Here is a 19,101-nt window from a genome sequence, read left to right on the forward strand (position 1 = left end):
CGACGCCCGGCCCTATACATCGCGAGACCGTTGCCGCACGATGCAGAGGCTAGGGATTGACATGGAGGAGCCGGATCATGGCGAAGAAAGCGAAGCTCAAGGAGCTGAAACAGGAAGTGAAGACGCGCAAGGCCAAGGTCGAACGTCAGGAAAAGAAGCTGAAAGCGGCGAAGAAGGCACTGAAGAAAGCTTCGTAACCCGGCGCTCAGGCGCGGGCGCAATGAAAAAAGGCCCGGATCGCTCTGATCCGGGCCTTTTTCCTGTCTCGGGCGCACCGCGGATCAGTCGCGGGTATACATGCCCTCGTAGATCGGAACGAGCGTGTCGGTCTCGAAGAGCGACGACACGGACGTGCCCGACCAAGTGTTCAGGATCGCCTGCGCGAACATCGGCGCGGTCGGCACGATGCGGATATTGGGGCAGGCTTTCACGGCGTCGGTCGGTTCGATCGAGTCGGTGATGACCAGAGATTTCAGCGCCGAATTGGTCACGCGCTCGACCGCCGGGCCGGACAGGACGCCGTGGGAGATATAGGCGTGAACCTCGGTCGCGCCGTGCTCCATCAGCAGATCGGCGGCCTTGCACAGCGTGCCTGCCGTGTCGACCATGTCGTCGACGATGATGCATTTCTGACCCTTCACGTCGCCGATCACGGTCATGCCGGCCACTTCGCCCGCCTTCTCGCGGCGCTTGTCGACGATGGAGAGCGGCGCGTCGATCCGCTTGGCCAGCTCACGCGCGCGGGCCACGCCGCCCACGTCGGGCGAGACGACCATGATATCGTCGGTCTGACCTTTGAAGTTGTGCAGGATATCGAGCGCGAAGACCGGCGAGGCGTAGAGGTTGTCCACCGGAATGTCGAAGAAGCCCTGAATCTGGGCGGCGTGCAGGTCGAGCGTCAGGATGCGGTCGACCCCGGCTTCGGTCAGCAGGTTCGCGACCAGCTTGGCCGAGATCGGCGTGCGGGCCTTGGTGCGGCGATCCTGACGGGCATAGCCGAAATAGGGGATCACGGCGGTGATGCGATCGGCCGAAGAGCGTTTGAGCGCGTCGGTGATGATCAGCAGCTCCATCAGGTTGTCATTGGCCGGGTTCGAGGTCGGCTGGATGATGAACATATCCTCGCCGCGGACGTTCTCGAAAACTTCGACGAAAATCTCGCCATCGTTGAAACGCTCGACCCGCGCATCCACCAAACCGACTGACATGCCGCGATGCATCGACATGCGCCGCGCGATGGATTGCGCGAGCGGTTTGTTGGAATTTCCGGAGATGAGCTTCGGTTCAGTGACGACGGACATGGGCCAGTTCCTTCGTGACGCCGGTCAGTGCCGGCGGGATTCGCTTGATTGCGCCTGCCTTAGCACCGGGGTAGCGTGGCGGCAATTTCGACTGTCAAGAAAGTGTTATGAATGGCACGGATCGACTACTATTTCGGCACGTTCAGCCCCTGGGCCTACCTCGGCGGCCCGCGATTCGAAGAAATCGCGGCGCGTCACGGGGCCGAAGTCACCTATAAACCGCTCGACCTTCTGGGCCTGTTCGACCGCACCGGCGGGGTGCGCCCGGCGCAGCGCCACCAGAGCCGGATGGAATACCGGATGCAGGAGCTCAAGCGCTGGTCGGCGCGGCTCGGGATGGAGATGAACACCACCCCGCCCGGCTATCCGCCGAACCCCGCACCGTCCTCCTACGCGATCATCGCGGCGCAAAAAGCCGGTGGCGGCGATGTGGGCGGTCTGGTCAACGCGATCCTGCGCGCCTGCTGGGCCGAGGATAAGGATATCGCCTCGGACGAGGTGATCCGCGCGGCGCTCGAAGCCAACGGCTTTGACGGCAATCTGGCGACCACCGGCCTCTTCGATGGCGCGGTCACCTATGAGAAGAACCTCGAGGACGCGGTCGAGGCCGGTGTCTTCGGCTCGCCCTTCTATATCGTGACCGATACCGACGAGCGGTTCTGGGGTCAGGACCATCTGGAGCTGCTCGACGACTATCTGGGGACGCTCTGAATGCCGCGTGATCAACGACAAGGGGCGGAAGTCTTCTGGCAAAGCTTCGGTCAGGGCGAACGCCCCGCCATCGCGATCCACTGCACCTTGGGCAGTTCGAACCTCTGGGCGAAGGCGCTGATACCGCTGGGCCAGCAGATCCACGCCGTCGCCTTCGATCAGCCGAGCCACGGGCAATCCGCACCGTGGCGCGGCGATGTGAGCGAGCCGGGCGGTTTCCAGACGCAGGTGACGCGCATCGCGGCCAGCTTCATCGAGCGGCCCGTGGACCTGATCGGGCATAGCTTCGGCGCCTCGGTCGCGTTGCGCATCGCGGTGGGCGCCCCCGAGGCCGTCCGCTCGCTGACCTTGATCGAGCCGGTGCTGTTCGCGGCCCTCCCCGAGGACGACCCGGATTGGCAGGACCTGCGCGCCAAGCAGGATCACTTCGAGCAATTGATGGAAGCGGGCGATTACGAGCCTGCCGCGCGCGGCTTCATGCGCGACTGGGGCACCGGTCAACCGTGGGACAGCTATTCCGAGACGCAGCGCGAACGCTTCACCGCGTGCATGCCGATGGTCGAGAACATCAGCCGCGCCAATTTCGAGGATCCGGCACGGATCGCGCGGCCCGACGGGATCGAGCAGATCGACGCGCCCACGATGATCATCCATGGCGACCGCTCGCCCGCGACGATGCCGAAAGTGGCCGAGGCGATCGCTGCGCGGTTGCCCGATGTGGGCGTCGCCTGTGTCGAGGGCGCGGGCCATATGCTGCCCGCCACCCATCCCGAGCAATGCGCGAGCCTGATCGCCGCCAATCTGGACCGCAGCTGACCTCATGGCCAAGCAATCCGCGATCTTCCGCTGTGCCGAATGCGGCGCGACGCACGCCAAATGGTCCGGGCGTTGCGATGCCTGCGGCGCATGGAACTCGATCCACGAGGAAGCGCCGATCTCGACCACGCCCGGCTCTGGCATGAAGGGCGCGAAGGGCAAGGTGATCCCGCTCACCGCGCTCGACACGAAGGAAACCCCGCCTGCCCGCGTGAAATCGGGCATGGAGGAGTTGGACCGGGTCTTGGGCGGCGGCCTGGTCGCGGCCTCGGCGGTTCTGGTGGGCGGCGATCCGGGCATCGGGAAATCGACGCTTTTGCTGCAAGCGACGGCCAGCTTCGCCCGCAAAGGCGTGAAGGCGCTCTATATCTCGGGCGAGGAAGCGGCGAGCCAGGTGCGGATGCGCGCGCAGCGTCTTGGCCTTGCCGATGCGCCGGTCGGTCTGGGCGCGGAAACGTCCCTGCGCGACATCCTGACGACGCTGGAAACCGAACGTCCCGACCTCGTGATCATCGATTCGATCCAGACCATGTGGTCGGACAATGTCGACAGCGCGCCGGGATCGGTGAGCCAGTTGCGCGCCGCCGCACACGAATTGGTGAGCTTCGCCAAAAAGCGCGGCACCGCCGTGATCCTCGTCGGTCATGTGACCAAGGAAGGCCAGATCGCGGGCCCGCGCGTGATCGAACATATGGTCGACACGGTGCTCTATTTCGAAGGCGAGCGCGGCCACCAGTTCCGCATCCTGCGTGCGGTGAAGAACCGCTTCGGCCCGGCTTCCGAGATCGGCGTCTTCGAGATGACCGGCGCGGGTCTGGCCGAGGTCGCCAACCCCTCGGCCCTGTTCCTGTCCGAGCGCGGTCAACCCGCACCGGGCTCGGCGGTTTTCGCAGGAATTGAAGGCACGCGACCGGTGCTGACCGAGATTCAAGCGCTGGTTGCACCCTCCACGCTCGCCTCGCCGCGACGCACCGTGGTCGGGCTCGACAGTGGACGGATCTCGACCATTCTCGCGGTGCTGGAATCGCGCTGCGGCATCCCGTTTGCGGGGCTCGACGTGTTCCTGAATGTCGCGGGCGGCATGAAGGTCGTGGAGCCCGCAGCCGACCTCGCCGCTGCCGCAGCCCTTCTCAGCGCGCGCGAAGATGTGGCACTGCCCGCCGATATGGTCATTTTCGGCGAAATCAGCCTGTCGGGCGCGCTGCGTCCCGTGGGTCAGGCGGAAAACAGGTTGAAAGAAGCGGCGAAACTTGGTTTTTCACAGGCGATCGCACCCTCGGGAACGAAAGCCGAAGGGTCGAGCGAGATGGCATTGCGCAAGCTGGGCGATCTCGTGACATTTACCGGGGAGATGTTCGGCGCCGGTTAACGCCGAGAACATAGGAGCGCAAATGGACGGGTTCACCATTGTCGATGCCATCGTGGCGGTCGTCATCATTCTTTCGGCGATCCTCGCCTATTCGCGAGGCTTCGTGCGTGAGGCGCTGGCCATCGTCGGCTGGATCGCAGCGGCGATCGTCGCCTATATCTTCGCCAACGAGGCACGCCCTCTGGTGCAGCAGATCCCCGGCCTCGACAAGTTCATCGGCCAAAGCTGCGAGCTGGGCATGATCGGCGGCTTCGCGGTGGTCTTCGCCGTGGCGCTGGTCGTGTTCTCGATCCTCACGCCGCTCTTCGCCTCGGCCGTGCAACGCTCGGCGCTTGGCGGGATCGACCAGGGTCTGGGCTTCCTGTTCGGCGTGCTGCGCGGGGTGGTCCTCGTGGCGGTGGCCTTCGTGGTCTATGACCGCGTGATGAGCAACGACCCCGTGCCGGTGGTCGACGACTCTCGTTCGGCCAAAGTGTTCTCGCGCGCCTCCGGGCAGCTCGACGAATCAATGCCTGCCGATGCACCCGGCTGGATCGTTCAGCGTTACGAACAACTTGTGGCCGCCTGCCCCGCTCCTCCGGGCGCAGATGCCCCGGCCCGGACGGACGAACTGCCTCCGGCGACCGACAATTGATGTCAGTCACATGACGGTTTTACAGGCGCGAGGGGTTAACACCTCTCGCGTTTGTCTATAAATGGGCCAAAGCGCCCTCCCCTAGCGTCACACGGAGCTGATGACATGTCCTGCCCCGCCGCCCAGAAGACCCACTACGCCCACCCTTTCGACGACGACAAGCTCAAGGAAGAATGCGGCGTCTTCGGTGTTGTCGGCATTTCCGACGCCGCGAATTTCGTGGCCCTCGGTCTTCACGCCCTCCAACACCGCGGTCAGGAAGCGGGCGGTATCGTCGCCCATGACGCCGCCACCGGCTTCAACTCGGCCCACCGTTTCGGCTATGTCCGCGACAACTTCACCAAGTCGAGCCTGATGGAAACGCTGCCGGGCGATGTCGCCATCGGCCATGTGCGCTACTCCACCGCCGGTTCCAAAGGTGCGGTGATCCGCGACATCCAGCCCTTCTTCGGCGAGTTCTCGATGGGCGGCTGCGCGGTCGCCCATAACGGCAACCTCACCAATGCCGACGCGCTGCGTCGTGAGCTGATCGAGCGCGGCGCGATCTTCCAGTCGTCGTCGGACAGCGAATGCATCATCCACCTGATGGCCCGCTCGATCCAGCGCAAGCATGCCGACCGGATCGCCGATGCGCTGCGCCGCGTGGAAGGCGCCTTCTCGATCGTCGCGATGACGCGGACCAAGCTGATCGGTGTGCGCGACCCGCTGGGCGTGCGCCCGCTGGTGCTGGGCAAGCTGGGTGAGCATGGTTATGTGCTGAGCTCGGAGACCTGCGCGCTCGACATCATCGGCGCGGAATTCGTCCGCGAAATCGATCCGGGCGAGATGGTCGTCATTCAGGACGGCCATATCGAAAGCTCGCGTCCCTTCGGCCCCTCCACCGGTCGTTTCTGCATCTTCGAGCATGTCTATTTCTCGCGCCCCGACAGCATGATCGGCGGCCGCTCGGTCTATGAGACCCGCCGCGCGATCGGTGTGGAACTGGCCCGCGAGGCCCCGGTCGAGGCCGATCTGGTCTGCCCCGTGCCCGACAGCGGCACCCCGGCAGCGATCGGCTACAGTCAGGAAAGCGGCATCCCCTTCGCACTCGGGATCACGCGCAACCAGTATATGGGCCGCACCTTCATCGAGCCGACCGAGCAGATCCGCAACATGGGCGTGCGCCTCAAGCTCAACGTCAACAAGTCGCTCATTCGCGGCAAGCGGGTGGTCCTTGTCGACGACTCCGTCGTGCGCGGCACCACCTCGCGCAAGATCAAGGATATGATCCTCGATGCGGGCGCGAAGTCGGTGCATTTCCGGATCGCCTCGCCGCCGACCGCATGGCCGTGCTTCTACGGCGTCGACACGCCCAACCGCGACAAGCTGCTGGCGGCGCAGATGACCGAAGAAGAGATGCGCAACTGGGTCGGCGTGGACAGCCTGAAATTCATCTCGCTCGACGGGCTGTATCGCGCCGTGGGCGAGGCCGAGGGTCGCGACAATTCCTGCCCGCAATATTGCGATGCCTGCTTCTCGGGCGAGTATCCGATCACGCCGTCGGATCAGCTGGAAAAGGGTTTCGAGATGAAGGCGGCCGAGTAAGCGCGCAGCGCTTCAGGTTTCCCGAACCAACAAGATGAGGGCCGCCGCGCTGATCCGCGTTGCGGCCCTTATTCTTGGCGGCAGGCCCTGAGCAGCGGTTGCACCTCGCCATCCTCGGCAATCCAGTCGAGCATCGCCTGCGCGCCGCGCGTCCACCAGACATAGCCGGCTTCGCCCTCGCCATCCTCGGCATATTTCGCACCGTCGGCGGAGCGGATATGGCTCATCACAACCAGCCGCCCCTGTAGGAAGACGACTGCGCGTTGAGGGTCGGTGTCGTTGAGATAGGCCGCATGCACTTCCGCGCCGCGTTCGCAGTGATAGGTGGCGTTCAGCACCGCTGGAGGGCCGTCGCCGACGATCGGATTGAGCGGCTCCAACCGCTCGACCGATCCGTCATCCGGGGCCGTGCCCTGCACCGCGTCTTGCGCCGCGACCGGTCCCGCCAGCGCGACGCATGCGAACGCCGCGCCAAACAGCGCCCGTCTCACGCGTCGTCCTCGACCCGGTCGGCAAGCGACTCCGCGCGCGCGGCGATCTCGGCCAGCGTTTCGGTCACTTCGGGCGGCACGATCGGCACTTCGACATGCGCCGGGTTCGACTGCAGCTCGTCGATCTTCGCCTGCAATTCGCCCAGACGGTTCATCGCGTCGCGCAGCTGATCCTCGATGCCCGCGGCCTTGTCGGCCAGCATCAGCCCGGACATCAGCAGCATCCGGCTCTCGGGCACCCGCCCGATCTGGCCCAGAAGCACCTGCGCCTCGCTGTCGAGCATCCCGGCGGCAGAGCGCAGGAAATGTTCTTCACCCTCTTGGCAGGCGACCTGAAAATCGCGGCCGCCGATGGAAATCGTCACCTCAGGCATCGGTCTCCTCCTCGCGGTTCGCCGCTTCGATGATCGGGTCGAGACCCGCGATGATCTGCTCCAGCTCGGCGCTCTCGCCGTCGCGCGCGGCGCGCAGGCTTTGCAGCTCGGCCATCAGCGCCTCCTCGGAGAAGGCCACGCCCTCGTCCATCAGCTTGCGATTGGCCGCGACCAACGCCGCGTTGGCCTGCTTGAGGGCTGCGACCTCTTTGAAAGCGGCTTCCTGCGCGCGCACGGCCGCGCCGTATTTGCGCTCCATCGCGCCAAGCGTGGTGTCCTGTTTCTCGCGGATCGCGCGGACGCGCTCAGAAAGCTGCGCATTGGCTTCCTGCTCCGCGGCGAGCGCGGCTTTCAACTCGGCCACTTCGGCGGGATCGGCGACAACTTCGGGCGGCGCCTCCGGCACGGGGGGCAGCTCTGCCTCGGCAGGCGGTGCGGTCTCCGGCTCGGGCTGGTGCGTGGCATCCTGCGCGCCTTGCGCCTGCAATGCCTCGCGCTGCTTGAGCGCTTCGACCCCGCGCCCGATCCGTTCGAGCGCGAAAGCGATGCGGCGTTCGTATTCGGCTATGTCACTCATACGCGCCTCCTCGTCCTCATGTTTTTCGCTTGCCATGGCCGAATCGCGGCCGACTGCGGGTTTGGTTAAGTCTAACCTTTTGCGACAGGGCAAGCCCACCCTTTTGCCTCAAGCACTTGTGGGCCGCGCTTGATCTTGGGCCGATCCCTGCTATCAGGGGCGCGGACCCATCCAACAGCTGCCCCGCGAAAGGACGTTTCATGGAAATCGAAGAGCTGCGCGCCGCCCATCCTGAGCATTGGAAACTTGCCTCCGCGATCCGCGCACTGGCGATGGATGCGGTGCAGGCCGCCAATTCCGGTCACCCCGGCATGCCGATGGGCATGGCCGATGTGGCGACCGTTCTGTTCCAGAACCACCTGAAATTCGACGTGAAAAACCCGAAATGGGCAGACCGCGACCGGTTCATCCTGTCGGCGGGTCACGGCTCGATGCTGATCTATTCGCTGCTCTATCTTTGCGGCGACGAGCAGGTCACGCTCGACCAGATCAAGAACTTCCGCCAGTCGGGCGCGCTGACCGCAGGCCACCCCGAGAACTTCCTGCTCGACGCGGTGGAGACCACGACCGGCCCGCTCGGTCAGGGCGTCGCGACCTCGGTCGGCATGGCCATCGCCGAAGAGGCGCTGCGCGCGCAATGGGGCAAGAAGCTCGTCGATCACCGCACCTGGGTCATCGCGGGCGACGGCTGCCTGATGGAAGGCATCTCCCAGGAGGCCATCGGCCTTGCCGGGATGCAGGAACTGTCGAACCTGATCGTGCTGTGGGACAATAACGACATCACCATCGACGGCCGCGTGTCGATGTCCGACAAGACCGACCAGCGCAAGCGCTTCGAGGCGTCGGGCTGGACGGTGTTTGCCTGTGACGGCCACGATCCGGCCTCCATCGACGAGGCGCTGACCAAGGCGAAGAAAGCCAAGGGCCCGGTTCTGGTCGACTGCAAGACCATCATCGGCTTCGGAGCACCGACCAAAGCCGACAGCTACTCGGCCCACGGCTCGCCGCTGGGCGACGAGGAAATCGCGCGCACCAAGGCGATCTATGGCTGGGATCACGGTCCGTTCGAAATCCCGGCCGACGTGAAGTCGCAATGGGAAGCGATCGGCACCCGCGGCGCGGCTGAGCGCGGCGAATGGGAAGAGCGCTTCGGCAAGCTCTCGGCAGCCAAGCAGGCCGAGTTCACCCGCATCATGGAAGGCGGCGTCTCGAAGAAGTTCACCGGCGCGATCCGCAAGTTCAAGAAAGAGCAGGCCGAAGCCGCACCGAAAGTCGCGACCCGCAAGGCGTCCGAGATGGTGCTGGGCGTGATCAACGCCGCCTGCCCCGAGACCATCGGCGGCTCGGCCGACCTCACCGGCTCGAACCTCACGAAGTCGAAGGACATGACGGTCTTCAACCCGGAGAACCGCAAGGGCCGCTACATCCATTACGGCATCCGCGAGCATGGCATGGCCGCGGCGATGAACGGCCAGTGGCTGCATGGCGGCGTGCGCCCCTATGGCGGCACGTTCTTCTGCTTCACCGACTACGCGCGCGGCGCGATGCGTCTGTCGGCGCTGATGAAAGTGCCGACCGTCTATGTCATGACCCATGACTCCATCGGTCTGGGCGAAGACGGCCCGACCCACCAGCCGGTCGAGCATCTCGCGATCTGCCGCGCGACGCCGAACACGCTGACCTTCCGCCCCGCCGATGTCATCGAGACCGCCGAGGCATGGGAAATCGCGATGAATCAGGAGGGCACGCCCTCGGTTCTGGCTCTGTCGCGTCAGGGTCTGCCGACGCTGCGCACCGAGTACAAGCCGCAGAACCTCACTGCGCGCGGCGCCTATGTTCTGGCCGAGGCCGACGGCAAGCGTCAGGTGATCCTGATGGCAACCGGCTCGGAAGTGGAAATCGCGCTGAAAGCCCGCGAGATGCTGCAGAAGGAAGCGATCGGCACCCGTGTCGTGTCGATGCCCTGCATGGAGCTGTTCGCCGAGCAGGACGAGGCCTATCGCAAGCGCGTGCTGCCGCCGAACTCGATCCGCGTGGCCGTCGAGGCCGCCGTGCGCCAGCCGTGGGACCGCTGGCTTCTGGGCGAGCGTGGCCGCGAGGCGAAAGCCGGCTTCGTGGGCATGGAGGGCTTCGGCGCCTCCGCCCCCGCAGGCGAGCTCTACGAGAAGTTCGGGATCACCCCCGAGGCCGTGGCCGAGAAGGTCAAGAGCCTCCTCTGATGGCTCTGCCCGGCTTGAAAGCGACTGCGAGGGGGCCCGGCGTGGCCCCCTCTTCACATCCCGAGGGCGATCGTCCCGGGATGGGGATCGCGCTGATGCTTGGCGCGTTCTCGATGCTGACGCTGATGGACGCTTTCGCGAAGCTTCTCGGGCAAGGCTATCACCCGCTCCTCATCGTCTGGGCGCGCTTCGCGGTGAATGCCGCCGTACTGGCCTTCATCTATCGCGGCAGCCTGCCGCGCCGCATCCGCAGCGCACAGCCGAAGTTCCAGCTGGGCCGGGCGCTGTTCCAGATGGGCGCGATCGTGTCCTTCTTCTACGCGCTGAAACATGTGCCGCTTGCCACCGCCACCGCGCTTGGCGACCTCAACCCGGTGATCGTGACGCTGGGCGCGGCGCTGTTTCTGGGCGAGCGGCTGGGCCCGCACCGCATCTTCGGCATTCTGGCGGCCTTCATGGGCGCGATGATCATCCTGCGTCCGGGTTTCGGCGGGCTGCATCCGGCGGCGTTTCTGGCGCTGCTCGCCGCCTTCAGCTTCGCGGGCGCGGTGCTGCTGACGCGCTACCTGCGCGGCGATAGCGCGGCCACCTCGCAGCTGTGGTCGGCCTTTACCGGGCTCGCGCTTTCCTCGCTCGCCCTGCCCTTCATCTGGCAGCCGATCGCGCTGTCGGACCTTTGGATCTTCCTCGGTCTCGGGCTTGCTGGCAGCCTCTCGCAATTCCTGCTGATCCGCGCCTTCGCCCTGGCCGAAGCCTCGACGCTCGCGCCCTTCGGCTATTCGGGCCTGCTGTTCGCATCCTTCTGGGGATGGCTGATGTTCGGGCAGTTTCCCGACGGGTTCACGATGGCCGGGGCGCTTGTGATCGTGGGGGCAGGCCTCTATGTCTGGTCCCGCGAGCGCCGTGCCGCGCGCCAAGCCAGAGCCTGACACTCGACACGATGAAAAACCGCGAACCCACCCTGTCCGACCGTGTCTCGAACGCCCTCTTCGTGGCGGTGATGCGGCTGGTCCAGCGCCTGCCCTACGAGCGGCGCATCCCCGCGGCGGGGCGGATGGTCGCGCGGCTCGCCCCGATCCTCGGCTTCACCCGCAAGATCCGCGAGAACCTCCGTATCGCCTGCCCGGACCTGTCCGAGGACGAGATCAAGCGGCTGCAGCGCGAGATGCCCGACAATCTCGGCCGGATGCTGGCGGAGATCTATTCGGGCGAGGAGTTCGTGGCCCGCGTGCGCGATCTGCCGATCGAAGGCCCCGGCGCCGAAACCTTGGAAGCCGCCCATCGCGAGGGTCGCCCCGTCGTCCTCGCGGCAGGCCATTTCGGCAATTACGACGCGTGGCGCGCAGCGCTGGCCGGCCGCGGCTACCGGGTCGGCGCGATCTACCGCCCGATGAACAACCCGCTCTTCAACGAACAATATGTCTCGACCATCTCCGCCATTGCCGAGCCGCTGTTCTCGCGCTCGCGCCGGGGCTTGGGCGACATGATGAAATTCCTGCGCGACGGCGGGATGGTGGCCTTCGGCTTCGACCAGCACTTCAACAAAGGCGCGGAGCTGAGCTTCTTCGGCCTGCCCGCCTTCACGCCGCTGTCGGCGGCGGAAATGGCGCTGAAGATGAAAGCCGATCTGGTGCCGATCTACGCGATCCGCCAGCCGGACGGGCTCAACTTCAAGATCTATGCCGACAAGCCCGTCCCGCACAGCACCCCCGAGGCGATGACGCAGACGCTCAATGACGGGCTGGAGGAGATGATCCTCAAGCACATGGAGCAATGGCTCTGGATCCATCGCCGCTGGAAGGTGAAGCGGGTATAGGAAAGGCGCGCGAGTTTCCCCGCGCGCCTTTTTGTCATCTCGCAACGGCTCAGTTGCCGCGCTGGATACGCTCCATCAGCGCGCCGGTCTCCTCGGCGGGCAGCGCCGCGCGCAGCGCGAACCAGATCACCACCAGCGACCACACCGCGACGAGGCCCATGCCGTTCCAGAAGTTCAGCACATTGAGCGCGTGATCCGAGGTGCCGAGTGCGGTGATCACCCAAAGCCCGCCGAACCACAGCGCCAGCCAGCCGATATGGCCCCAGCCGAACTCGGAGGCGGATTTTTTCTGCACGACGTGGAAGACGACCGCATAGACCGCGAAGCCCCCGAGCAGCATCCCGAACAGGATCGAGTCGGTGTAGAAACCCGTCCAGTAGATCACGAGGTTCGACGCGATGAAGGCCAGCGGCGCAAGGAATTCCGCCCCTTTCAGACGGAAGGCGCGCTCGGCATCGGGTTGGCTGCGGCGCAGCACCATCAGCACGATCGGACCAAGGCCGTAGGTCAGAACCGTGATCGAGCTGATATAGCCCACCAGAAGTTGCCATGCCGGGAAGGGCAGCAGGAAGAACACGCCCACGGCCCACATCACCGCAACCGCCAGCCACGGCACGCCGTGGCGGGTCGTGTGGGTCAGCGCGCTCGGCCCGCTCTCGGTGTCGCCCACCGCATAGAGGATGCGCGAGCCGCCGGTGACGTAGATCAGCCCCGTCCCGCCGGGAGAGACATAAGCGTCGACGTATAGGAGCAGCGCCAGCCATCCCATGCCCAGCGTCGCCGCGAGACCGGCGAAGGGACCAGCGGAGCCTTTGAAGCTCAACGACGCCCAGCCATTCGCCAGATCGCCCTGTGAGAGCGCCATGATGAAGGCCACCTGCAGCAGAACATAGACGATCGCGGCAAGAATGACCGACCCGATCACCGCCATCGGGATATTGCGGCCCGGATTGGCGCTCTCGCCGCCCAGGTCGATCGCGGTGCGGAAGCCAAGGAAGGAGAACACGATCCCCGCGGCCGGAATGGCCGTGAACATGCCCTGCGCCTTGTAGGTGCCCGGTGCCGCATGCCAGACGCCCCAATGGGACGAGGCCGCGATCAGGCCGACCACGGTGATCAGCGGCACGGCGATCTTCCACCACGTCACGGTGTTGTTCACCTTCAACAGCGCCTTGATCGCCAGCAGGTTCAGCAGCGCCAACACGCTCAGGAGCAGCGCAGACGTGATGAAGCCCACCAGCGTCAGCGTGCCCGACCCGTCTCCGCGCAGGAAATAGGGCAGGTAGTTATTGGCATAGGTGACGATCCCCTCGGCCTCGACCGCAGGCACCGGCGCATAGCTGAGAAACAGCATCCAGCCCCAGAGCCGGCCCAGCGTCGCGCCGTGGCTCGCATGGCTCATATGGACGAGCGCGCCGGATTTGGAGAACATCGTGGAGAGCTCGGCAAAGCACAGCGCGATCAGCATGATGATCGCCGCCCCGATGACCCAGGACCAGACCGAGAGCGGCCCTGCGATTTTCGAGGCGTGATAGGCCCCGAAGAGCCAGCCCGAGCCGATCATGGAGGTGGTGGACGCAAAGAGCAGCCCGATGACCCCGGCGTCGCGCCGCAGTTTGCCTCCTCCGGCCATCGTTTCTGTTGATGCCATTGGTTAATCCCCTGTTTCTTATTAATCACAAGGGTTCAACTAGGGCGCGATCTCGCCAATCGGAGCGATTACACAGGCTTGTGGCGGAACGCGATCACGCGTGAAATCTGCCGTCGGAATTAGCGCAGGAATTTCTGGGCGAGCTTCGCCATGCGTCCGCTGCGATAGGGCGGCATCAGCATCGAAAGCGGCGCGAACCGGTTCTCGAGCACGGGCTTGAGATGGGTAAAGGCCTCGAAGCCCCAATGCCCATGCGCCGCCCCGACACCCGAATTGCCGATCCCGCCGAAGGGCAGGTTCTGGTGCAGGTAATGGACCAGCGCGACGTTGACGCCCACCGCGCCCGAACTGGTCGCGCGGCGGAGCCGGTCGATCAACCCGCGGTCGCGCTCGAAGATGTAAAGGGCGAGCGGCTTCGGCCCGGCCTCTATCCGCGCCACCACATCCGCCGCGTCGTCGAAGGGGATGACCGGCAGAACGGGGCCGAAAATCTCCTCCTGCTCGACGCGCATCGACGGGTCGGTACCCATCAGGACGGTGGGCGCGATATAGCGGCTCTCGGCCTCGCTGGTGGCGCCGGTCAGGGCCTTTGCGCCAGCGGATTGCGCGCTCTCGATCATGCCCATCAGGCGGGCGAAATGATCCGGGTTGATGATCCGTGCGAGGTCACGAGAGGCCGCCTGCGCCTCTTCCGTCTTGCCATACATCCGCGCGATCGCGGCTTTCAGTTCGGCGAGGAACGGGGCCTCGATCTGCTTGGCAACATAGACGTGATCGGGGGCGATGCAGGTCTGACCGGCATTCGCGAACTTGCCCCAGGCGATCATCCGCGCGGTCTTTTTCAGGTCCGCGCCGGGGCCGACGATGACCGGGGATTTGCCCCCCAGCTCCAGCGTCACCGACGTCAGATGCTTCGCCGCCGCCGCCATCACGATCTTGCCCACCCGCGGCGAGCCGGTGAAGAAAATATGATCGAAAGGCTGGTCGAGCAGTTCCTGGCTGACCTCGACCCCGCCCTGCACCACGCGCACCAGATCGGCGGGCAGCGCCTCCTCCACGATCTGCGCGATCACGGCGGCGCTGGCCGGGGCCAGCTCAGACGGTTTGACGATCGCGGCACAGCCGGCCGCGATGGCCGAGACCAGCGGCCCGAGCGACAGCGCCAGCGGGTAATTCCACGGCGCGATGATCAGCGCGGTGCCCTTCGGCTCGGGCACGATCCGCGCGCGGGTGCCCAGCATGGCGCGGGTCGGGCGGACCCGCCGGACTTTCGTCCACGTCTTCAGGTGGCGCAGCGCGTGCGAAATCTCGGCCTGAACGGGCAGGATTTCGGTCAGACGAATCTCGGCCTCGGGCTTGGCGAAATCCTCGGCCAGCGCCGCAAGGATTTCCGCCTCGCAATCGTGGATCGCGCGCGAGAGCGCCTGCAGCGCCGCGCGCCGCTGCGCGGGATCGAATGCCATACGGCGCTGCGGATTGCCTGCGGCAAGGTCGATGAACGCCTGCGCCGGGGTCTTGAAACTGCGGTGATCCATCGGGACTCCTTTGCCGCGCATCTCACCGCGCGGGAGGGGAAATGGCAAGCGGCAGCGCGGCTTAGCGCGCGCGACGCAGCGGCAAGGACAGAACGAAGAGCACGGTCGAGGCCGCCACGATCGACGGACCGGCGGGGGTGTCGAACTGCAACGAACCCCAAAGCCCCAGCAGCACCGAGGCGATCCCCACCCCGGTCGCGCCCGCCGCCATCGCCTCGGGCCCGCGCGCGAATTGCCGCGCCGTGGCCGCCGGGATGATGAGCAGCGCCGCGATCAGCAGCGCGCCGACGATCTTGATCGCCACGGCCACGGTCAGCGCCAGCGCGATGGTCAGCGCCATCTGCTCGCGCCGCGGGTCGAGCCCCGAGGACATCGCCAGCTCGTCATTGATCGTCGCGGTCAGTAGCCCCTGCCAGCGCCATGCCAGCAACGCCACGACTACAGCCGAACCGCCCCAGACCACGGCCAGATCGCTGCGCGACACCGCGAGGATATCGCCGAACAGCCAGGCCGACAGATCGACCCGCAGCCCCGATTGCAGCGACGCCGCGACGAGGCCGAAAGCCAGCGCGGAGTGGGCGAGCACACCCAGAAGCGTGTCCATCGCATGGCCGCGCCCCGAGAGCCGCGCGACGGTGAGTGCCATCGCCAGCGCCACGCCGAGCGTGCCGAGATAGACCGAGATGCCGAAGGCGAAGCTCAGCGCCACGCCGAGGATCGCCGCATGGGCGGTCGCATCGCCGAAATAGGCCATCCGCCGCCACACCACGAAAGAGCCCAACGGGCCGGTCGCGAAGGTCAGGCCGATCCCGGCCAGCGCCGCGCGGAAAAGAAAATCGTCAAACATGCGCCTGCCCGTGGGTCTGAGTGCCGTCCTGCGCCGCATCATGGGCGTGATCGTGATCGTGGCTGCAGGTCGCGTGATCCGCATGTTCGCCATGATCGTGGCTGTGCTGATAGAGCGCGAAGGCCCCTTGCGTGCCCATCCCGAACAGCGCGCGATATTCCGGCGCCTCCGAGACGACTTTCGGCGTGCCCTGACAGCAGACATGGCCGTTGAGGCAGATCACCCGGTCCGAGGCCGACATCACGACGTGCAGATCGTGGCTGACCATCAGCACCGCGCAGCCGGTTTCCTGACGGACTTCTTCGATCAGCTTGTAGAACCCTGCCGTGCCGGGCTGGTCGAGCCCCTGCGTCGGCTCGTCGAGGATCAGGATCTGCGGCTCCGACAGCAAGGCGCGCGCCAGAAGCACACGTTGGAACTGCCCGCCCGAGAGCCGCGAAATCTGCCGCCCGCCCAGATGCGGGACGCCAGTGCGTTCCAAGGCGGCCTCGGCGCGCGCGTTCGAAACGCGCTTGGGCAGCGACAGGAAGCGGCGCACGGTCAGCGGCAGGCTCACATCGACATGCAGCTTTTGCGGGACATAACCGATCCGCAAGCCCGCTTGACGGTTCACCTTGCCCCGCGCGGCGCGCTCCAGCCCGATCAGGGCACGGATCAGCGTCGATTTACCCGAGCCGTTGGGCCCGACGACGGTGACGATCTCGCCCGAGGAAATCGTGAAGTCGACGCCGTGAAGCACCTCGACCTCGCCATGACGCACGCTCAGGCCCTGCGCCGTGATCAACTCGCTCATTGCGCCTCCTCTGCAGCGCAGTTCGGGCAGAGCCCCAGCGCCTCGACGGTCGCCCGCTCGACATGGAAATTCAACCGCTCGGCCGCGCCCTGCAGCGCGCGGCGCACCTCTTCCGCCCCCTCTTCGGGGCCGGCCTCGGCGACCTCGCCACAGTTGCGGCAGATCAGGAAGACCGGCGCATGTTCCTCGCCCGGGCTCATGCAGGCGGCGAAGGCATTCAGGCGACGCACGCGATGCGCCAGCCCGTGCTCGACAAGGAATTCCAGCGCGCGATAGGCGACGGGCGGCTGCTTGCCGAACCCATCCTCTGCGAGCCGGTCGAGCACCTCGTAGGCGCCCATAGCCCGATGTTCTTCCAGCAGAATTTCCAGCGCGCGCTTGCGCACCGGGGTCAGACGCGCGCCCTTTTCGGCGGCGACAGCCTCGGCGCGCGCCAGCGTCGTGCCGGCGCATCGGCTGTGGTCATGCGGCGTGAAAGCCTTGGCGGAAGAGGTCGAAGATCCCACGAGAGCGTTACCTTATCACATTTCTTCTTGACGAGTGATTTTATAACATACATGTTCCGCTCCTCAGATCAAGTTGGACAGGAGACATCCGATGCGCCCCACCCTTCCCGTTCTCGTGAGCGCGCTTGCCGCACTGCCCGCCCTCGCCCAAGCCGAGGTGCCCAGCGTCGTCACCGATGTGCCGCCGGTGCAGTCGCTCGTCGCGCAGGTGATGGGCGATCTGGGCAAGCCCGAAGTGCTGCTCGGTCAGAATTCGGACGCGCATCACTATCAGCTGAAGCCCAGCCAAGCGCGCGATCTGCAGGATGCCGATCTCGTCTTCTGGGTCGGCCCGCGCCTGACGCCGTGGCTGGAACGCGCCATCGAGGGCGTCGGCGTGAAGGGGCAATCGGTCGAATTGCTTCACGCGCCCGGAACTACGCTGCGCAGCTTCTCGGCGCAGGACCCGCATGATCACAGCGCCGATCTCGACGAGGACGAGGGTCACGCCGAGGCGGGGCACGACGACCACGGCGAGGTCGATCAGATGACCGATCCTCATGCGTGGCTCGACCCCGACAATGCGAAACTCTGGCTCGGTCTGATCGCCGAAGACCTCGCCAAGGCCGATCCCGAACATGCCGACACCTACGCGGCCAATGCCGAAGCCGCGCAGGCCCGGATCGAGACGCTCGACGCCAAGCTCAAGGCCGAATTCGCGCCGGTCGCGGATAAACCCTTCCTCGTCTATCACGCGGCCTATGGTTATCTGGCCGATCATTACGGGCTGACCATCATGGGCGCGCTCTCGCCCAGCGACGCCTCGACCCCCGGCGCGGCGCATCTGGTGAGCCTGCGCGACGAGGCCTCGGCAAAGGATGCCGTCTGCGCCTTCCCGGAAGCGAACCACGACCCGAAAATGGTCGAAATCCTCGTCGATGGGACGCCGGTGACGCTCGGCAAGTCGCTCGACCCTTCGGGCACCGCGCTGACCTATGGCCCCGGTCTCTATCAGGACCTGATGCAAGGAATGGCGGACACGATCACCGCCTGCCTGTCGCAGGGTTGATCCCGCAAGACCTCCGTGCGATCTGATGCGCCATGGCTGATTGGATCGCACTCACGGAAGAATTCGGGCGCTGGCGCGCCGCACGTGTCTCGGACGGGGCGGTGAGCGACCGCAAAACCGGGCCCGCCGCGCGCCCGCTCTTGCCGGACGGGGCCGCTGCGATCGTGGCGGCCTCCACCGCAGGCCCCGCCCCGCGCGCCCTGCCCTGCACGCCGCGCGCTGAGGGCGCGCTGCCGCTGACCGAGATCGGCGGACAAAGCTATCCCGCCCTGCCCGGCCTGATCCAAGACAGCGATGGCACCGAGATCACCGCCCCCGAGGCGGCCCGGATCGCCGGTATCCTCGCAGGCCTCCCGCAATTCGACGGCGTGATCTGGATCTGCGGTGCAAGCGCGATCTGGGCGCATATCTCGGCGGGCGAAGTGGTCAGCGCGATGCGCGCAGGCTCCGCCGCGATGCTGGCCGCCCTTGGCGCACCGCTGGAGGCAGGCGACGGGTTCGACGCAGCCCTCGCCGATACGCTATCGCGCCCCGAACGCCTCGCCCGCGAATTGGCCCCGCTCAGCCTCGGACGCCCCGCCCCGCGCGCCGCCGGTGCCGTGCTTGGGGCCGAACTCGCAGCCGCGAAACCGTGGTGGCTCGGGCAAACCGTGCTGGCGCTGTCCTCCGCCTCCGCCCCCGGCTGGTCGGAAATTTGCGCCCGCGGCTTGCAAGCGCAGGGCGCGCAGGTCACTTTGGGCGACGGGGAGGCCGCGCTGATCGCGGGGCTGTCCGCGGCGCGCCGACCCGGCGCGTAACCGAGCGGCGAGAATAGGCGGCAGAGGATGGA

19 protein-coding genes are annotated in these 19,101 nt (G+C 66.1%); 10 read left to right on the forward strand and 9 right to left on the reverse strand.

Translation table 11 applies throughout. The annotated features are described in order from the left end of the window. Window positions 1-281: 281 nt before the first annotated feature. The gene (locus AC2TZ7_RS18490; protein WP_078519603.1) at window positions 282-1,301 is read right to left on the reverse strand and encodes a ribose-phosphate pyrophosphokinase; all 1,020 of its coding nucleotides are present in this window, start codon (window positions 1,299-1,301) and stop codon (window positions 282-284) included. A 111-nt stretch (window positions 1,302-1,412) separates the two neighbouring features. Here AC2TZ7_RS18490 and AC2TZ7_RS18495 point away from each other — a divergent pair, with 111 nt between their 5' ends. The 5 genes from AC2TZ7_RS18495 to purF all read left to right on the forward strand — a co-directional run bounded on the left by AC2TZ7_RS18495 (window position 1,413) and on the right by purF (window position 6,415). Next, window positions 1,413-2,012 (forward strand): 2-hydroxychromene-2-carboxylate isomerase, encoded by a 600-nt coding sequence (locus AC2TZ7_RS18495; protein ID WP_078539676.1) that lies wholly within the window; start codon window positions 1,413-1,415, stop codon window positions 2,010-2,012. Continuing rightward, the gene (locus tag AC2TZ7_RS18500; RefSeq protein ID WP_489865321.1) at window positions 2,013-2,828 is read left to right on the forward strand and encodes an alpha/beta fold hydrolase; all 816 of its coding nucleotides are present in this window, start codon (window positions 2,013-2,015) and stop codon (window positions 2,826-2,828) included. A 4-nt stretch (window positions 2,829-2,832) separates the two neighbouring features. Then, entirely contained in the window at window positions 2,833-4,197 is a 1,365-nt protein-coding gene (radA, locus tag AC2TZ7_RS18505) for a DNA repair protein RadA (RefSeq protein WP_489865322.1), read from the forward strand. 22 nt (window positions 4,198-4,219) lie between these two features. Beyond that, on the forward strand, window positions 4,220-4,831 hold the full coding sequence (locus AC2TZ7_RS18510) for a CvpA family protein (RefSeq protein ID WP_078519607.1): 612 nt from the start codon (window positions 4,220-4,222) through the stop codon (window positions 4,829-4,831). 105 nt (window positions 4,832-4,936) lie between these two features. Next, window positions 4,937-6,415 (forward strand): amidophosphoribosyltransferase, encoded by a 1,479-nt coding sequence (gene purF, locus AC2TZ7_RS18515; protein WP_489865323.1) that lies wholly within the window; start codon window positions 4,937-4,939, stop codon window positions 6,413-6,415. Window positions 6,416-6,483: 68 nt separating this feature from the next. On the opposite strand, the gene AC2TZ7_RS18520 is transcribed toward purF, so the two are convergent. Genes AC2TZ7_RS18520 through AC2TZ7_RS18530 form a run of 3 tightly spaced genes read right to left on the reverse strand, consistent with a single transcriptional unit; the run spans window position 6,484 to window position 7,857 of the window. Further along, window positions 6,484-6,906, reverse strand: a complete 423-nt coding sequence (locus AC2TZ7_RS18520) for an MliC family protein (RefSeq protein WP_489865324.1) — start codon at window positions 6,904-6,906, stop codon at window positions 6,484-6,486. Further along, window positions 6,903-7,280 carry a cell division protein ZapA gene (locus AC2TZ7_RS18525; protein WP_078519610.1) on the reverse strand — a complete coding sequence of 126 codons (378 nt, stop codon included), beginning with the start codon at window positions 7,278-7,280 and terminating at the stop codon, window positions 6,903-6,905. Before AC2TZ7_RS18525 ends, AC2TZ7_RS18520 begins: the two co-directional genes overlap by 4 nt. Next, complete coding sequence (locus AC2TZ7_RS18530; RefSeq protein WP_098410398.1) at window positions 7,273-7,857, reverse strand: hypothetical protein; 585 nt, start codon at window positions 7,855-7,857, stop codon at window positions 7,273-7,275. Before AC2TZ7_RS18530 ends, AC2TZ7_RS18525 begins: the two co-directional genes overlap by 8 nt. Before the next feature lie 200 nt (window positions 7,858-8,057). Here AC2TZ7_RS18530 and tkt point away from each other — a divergent pair, with 200 nt between their 5' ends. The 3 genes from tkt to AC2TZ7_RS18545 are packed head-to-tail and all read left to right on the forward strand — an operon-like array spanning window position 8,058 to window position 11,892. After that, complete coding sequence (gene tkt, locus AC2TZ7_RS18535; protein WP_489865325.1) at window positions 8,058-10,076, forward strand: transketolase; 2,019 nt, start codon at window positions 8,058-8,060, stop codon at window positions 10,074-10,076. Window positions 10,077-10,117: 41 nt separating this feature from the next. Further along, complete coding sequence (locus AC2TZ7_RS18540; RefSeq protein WP_489865326.1) at window positions 10,118-11,005, forward strand: DMT family transporter; 888 nt, start codon at window positions 10,118-10,120, stop codon at window positions 11,003-11,005. 11 nt (window positions 11,006-11,016) lie between these two features. Then, window positions 11,017-11,892: a lysophospholipid acyltransferase family protein gene (locus AC2TZ7_RS18545; protein WP_489865327.1), complete on the forward strand. Its 876-nt coding sequence runs from the start codon at window positions 11,017-11,019 to the stop codon at window positions 11,890-11,892. A gap of 49 nt (window positions 11,893-11,941) precedes the next feature. Here AC2TZ7_RS18545 and AC2TZ7_RS18550 read toward each other — a convergent pair whose 3' ends face one another. The 5 genes from AC2TZ7_RS18550 to AC2TZ7_RS18570 form a co-directional block, all read right to left on the reverse strand. Then, complete coding sequence (locus AC2TZ7_RS18550) at window positions 11,942-13,543, reverse strand: APC family permease (RefSeq protein ID WP_489865328.1); 1,602 nt, start codon at window positions 13,541-13,543, stop codon at window positions 11,942-11,944. A gap of 119 nt (window positions 13,544-13,662) precedes the next feature. Then, window positions 13,663-15,078 (reverse strand): aldehyde dehydrogenase family protein, encoded by a 1,416-nt coding sequence (locus AC2TZ7_RS18555; protein WP_489865329.1) that lies wholly within the window; start codon window positions 15,076-15,078, stop codon window positions 13,663-13,665. A gap of 61 nt (window positions 15,079-15,139) precedes the next feature. Continuing rightward, window positions 15,140-15,925 (reverse strand): metal ABC transporter permease, encoded by a 786-nt coding sequence (locus tag AC2TZ7_RS18560; RefSeq protein WP_078519617.1) that lies wholly within the window; start codon window positions 15,923-15,925, stop codon window positions 15,140-15,142. After that, window positions 15,918-16,718 (reverse strand): metal ABC transporter ATP-binding protein, encoded by an 801-nt coding sequence (locus tag AC2TZ7_RS18565; protein WP_489865330.1) that lies wholly within the window; start codon window positions 16,716-16,718, stop codon window positions 15,918-15,920. Before AC2TZ7_RS18565 ends, AC2TZ7_RS18560 begins: the two co-directional genes overlap by 8 nt. After that, the gene (locus AC2TZ7_RS18570; RefSeq protein ID WP_078569424.1) at window positions 16,715-17,224 is read right to left on the reverse strand and encodes a Fur family transcriptional regulator; all 510 of its coding nucleotides are present in this window, start codon (window positions 17,222-17,224) and stop codon (window positions 16,715-16,717) included. The genes AC2TZ7_RS18565 and AC2TZ7_RS18570 overlap by 4 nt, the downstream gene beginning before the upstream one ends. Window positions 17,225-17,315: 91 nt before the next feature. Here AC2TZ7_RS18570 and AC2TZ7_RS18575 point away from each other — a divergent pair, with 91 nt between their 5' ends. Together AC2TZ7_RS18575 and AC2TZ7_RS18580 are read left to right on the forward strand one after the other, a co-directional pair. Beyond that, window positions 17,316-18,272 carry a zinc ABC transporter substrate-binding protein gene (locus AC2TZ7_RS18575; protein ID WP_489865331.1) on the forward strand — a complete coding sequence of 319 codons (957 nt, stop codon included), beginning with the start codon at window positions 17,316-17,318 and terminating at the stop codon, window positions 18,270-18,272. Between the two features lie 32 nt (window positions 18,273-18,304). After that, window positions 18,305-19,069 (forward strand): 2-dehydro-3-deoxygalactonokinase, encoded by a 765-nt coding sequence (locus AC2TZ7_RS18580; protein ID WP_489865332.1) that lies wholly within the window; start codon window positions 18,305-18,307, stop codon window positions 19,067-19,069. Window positions 19,070-19,101: the final 32 nt, after the last annotated feature.

It is taken from the genome of Thioclava sp. ISO4, from assembly GCF_058105145.1.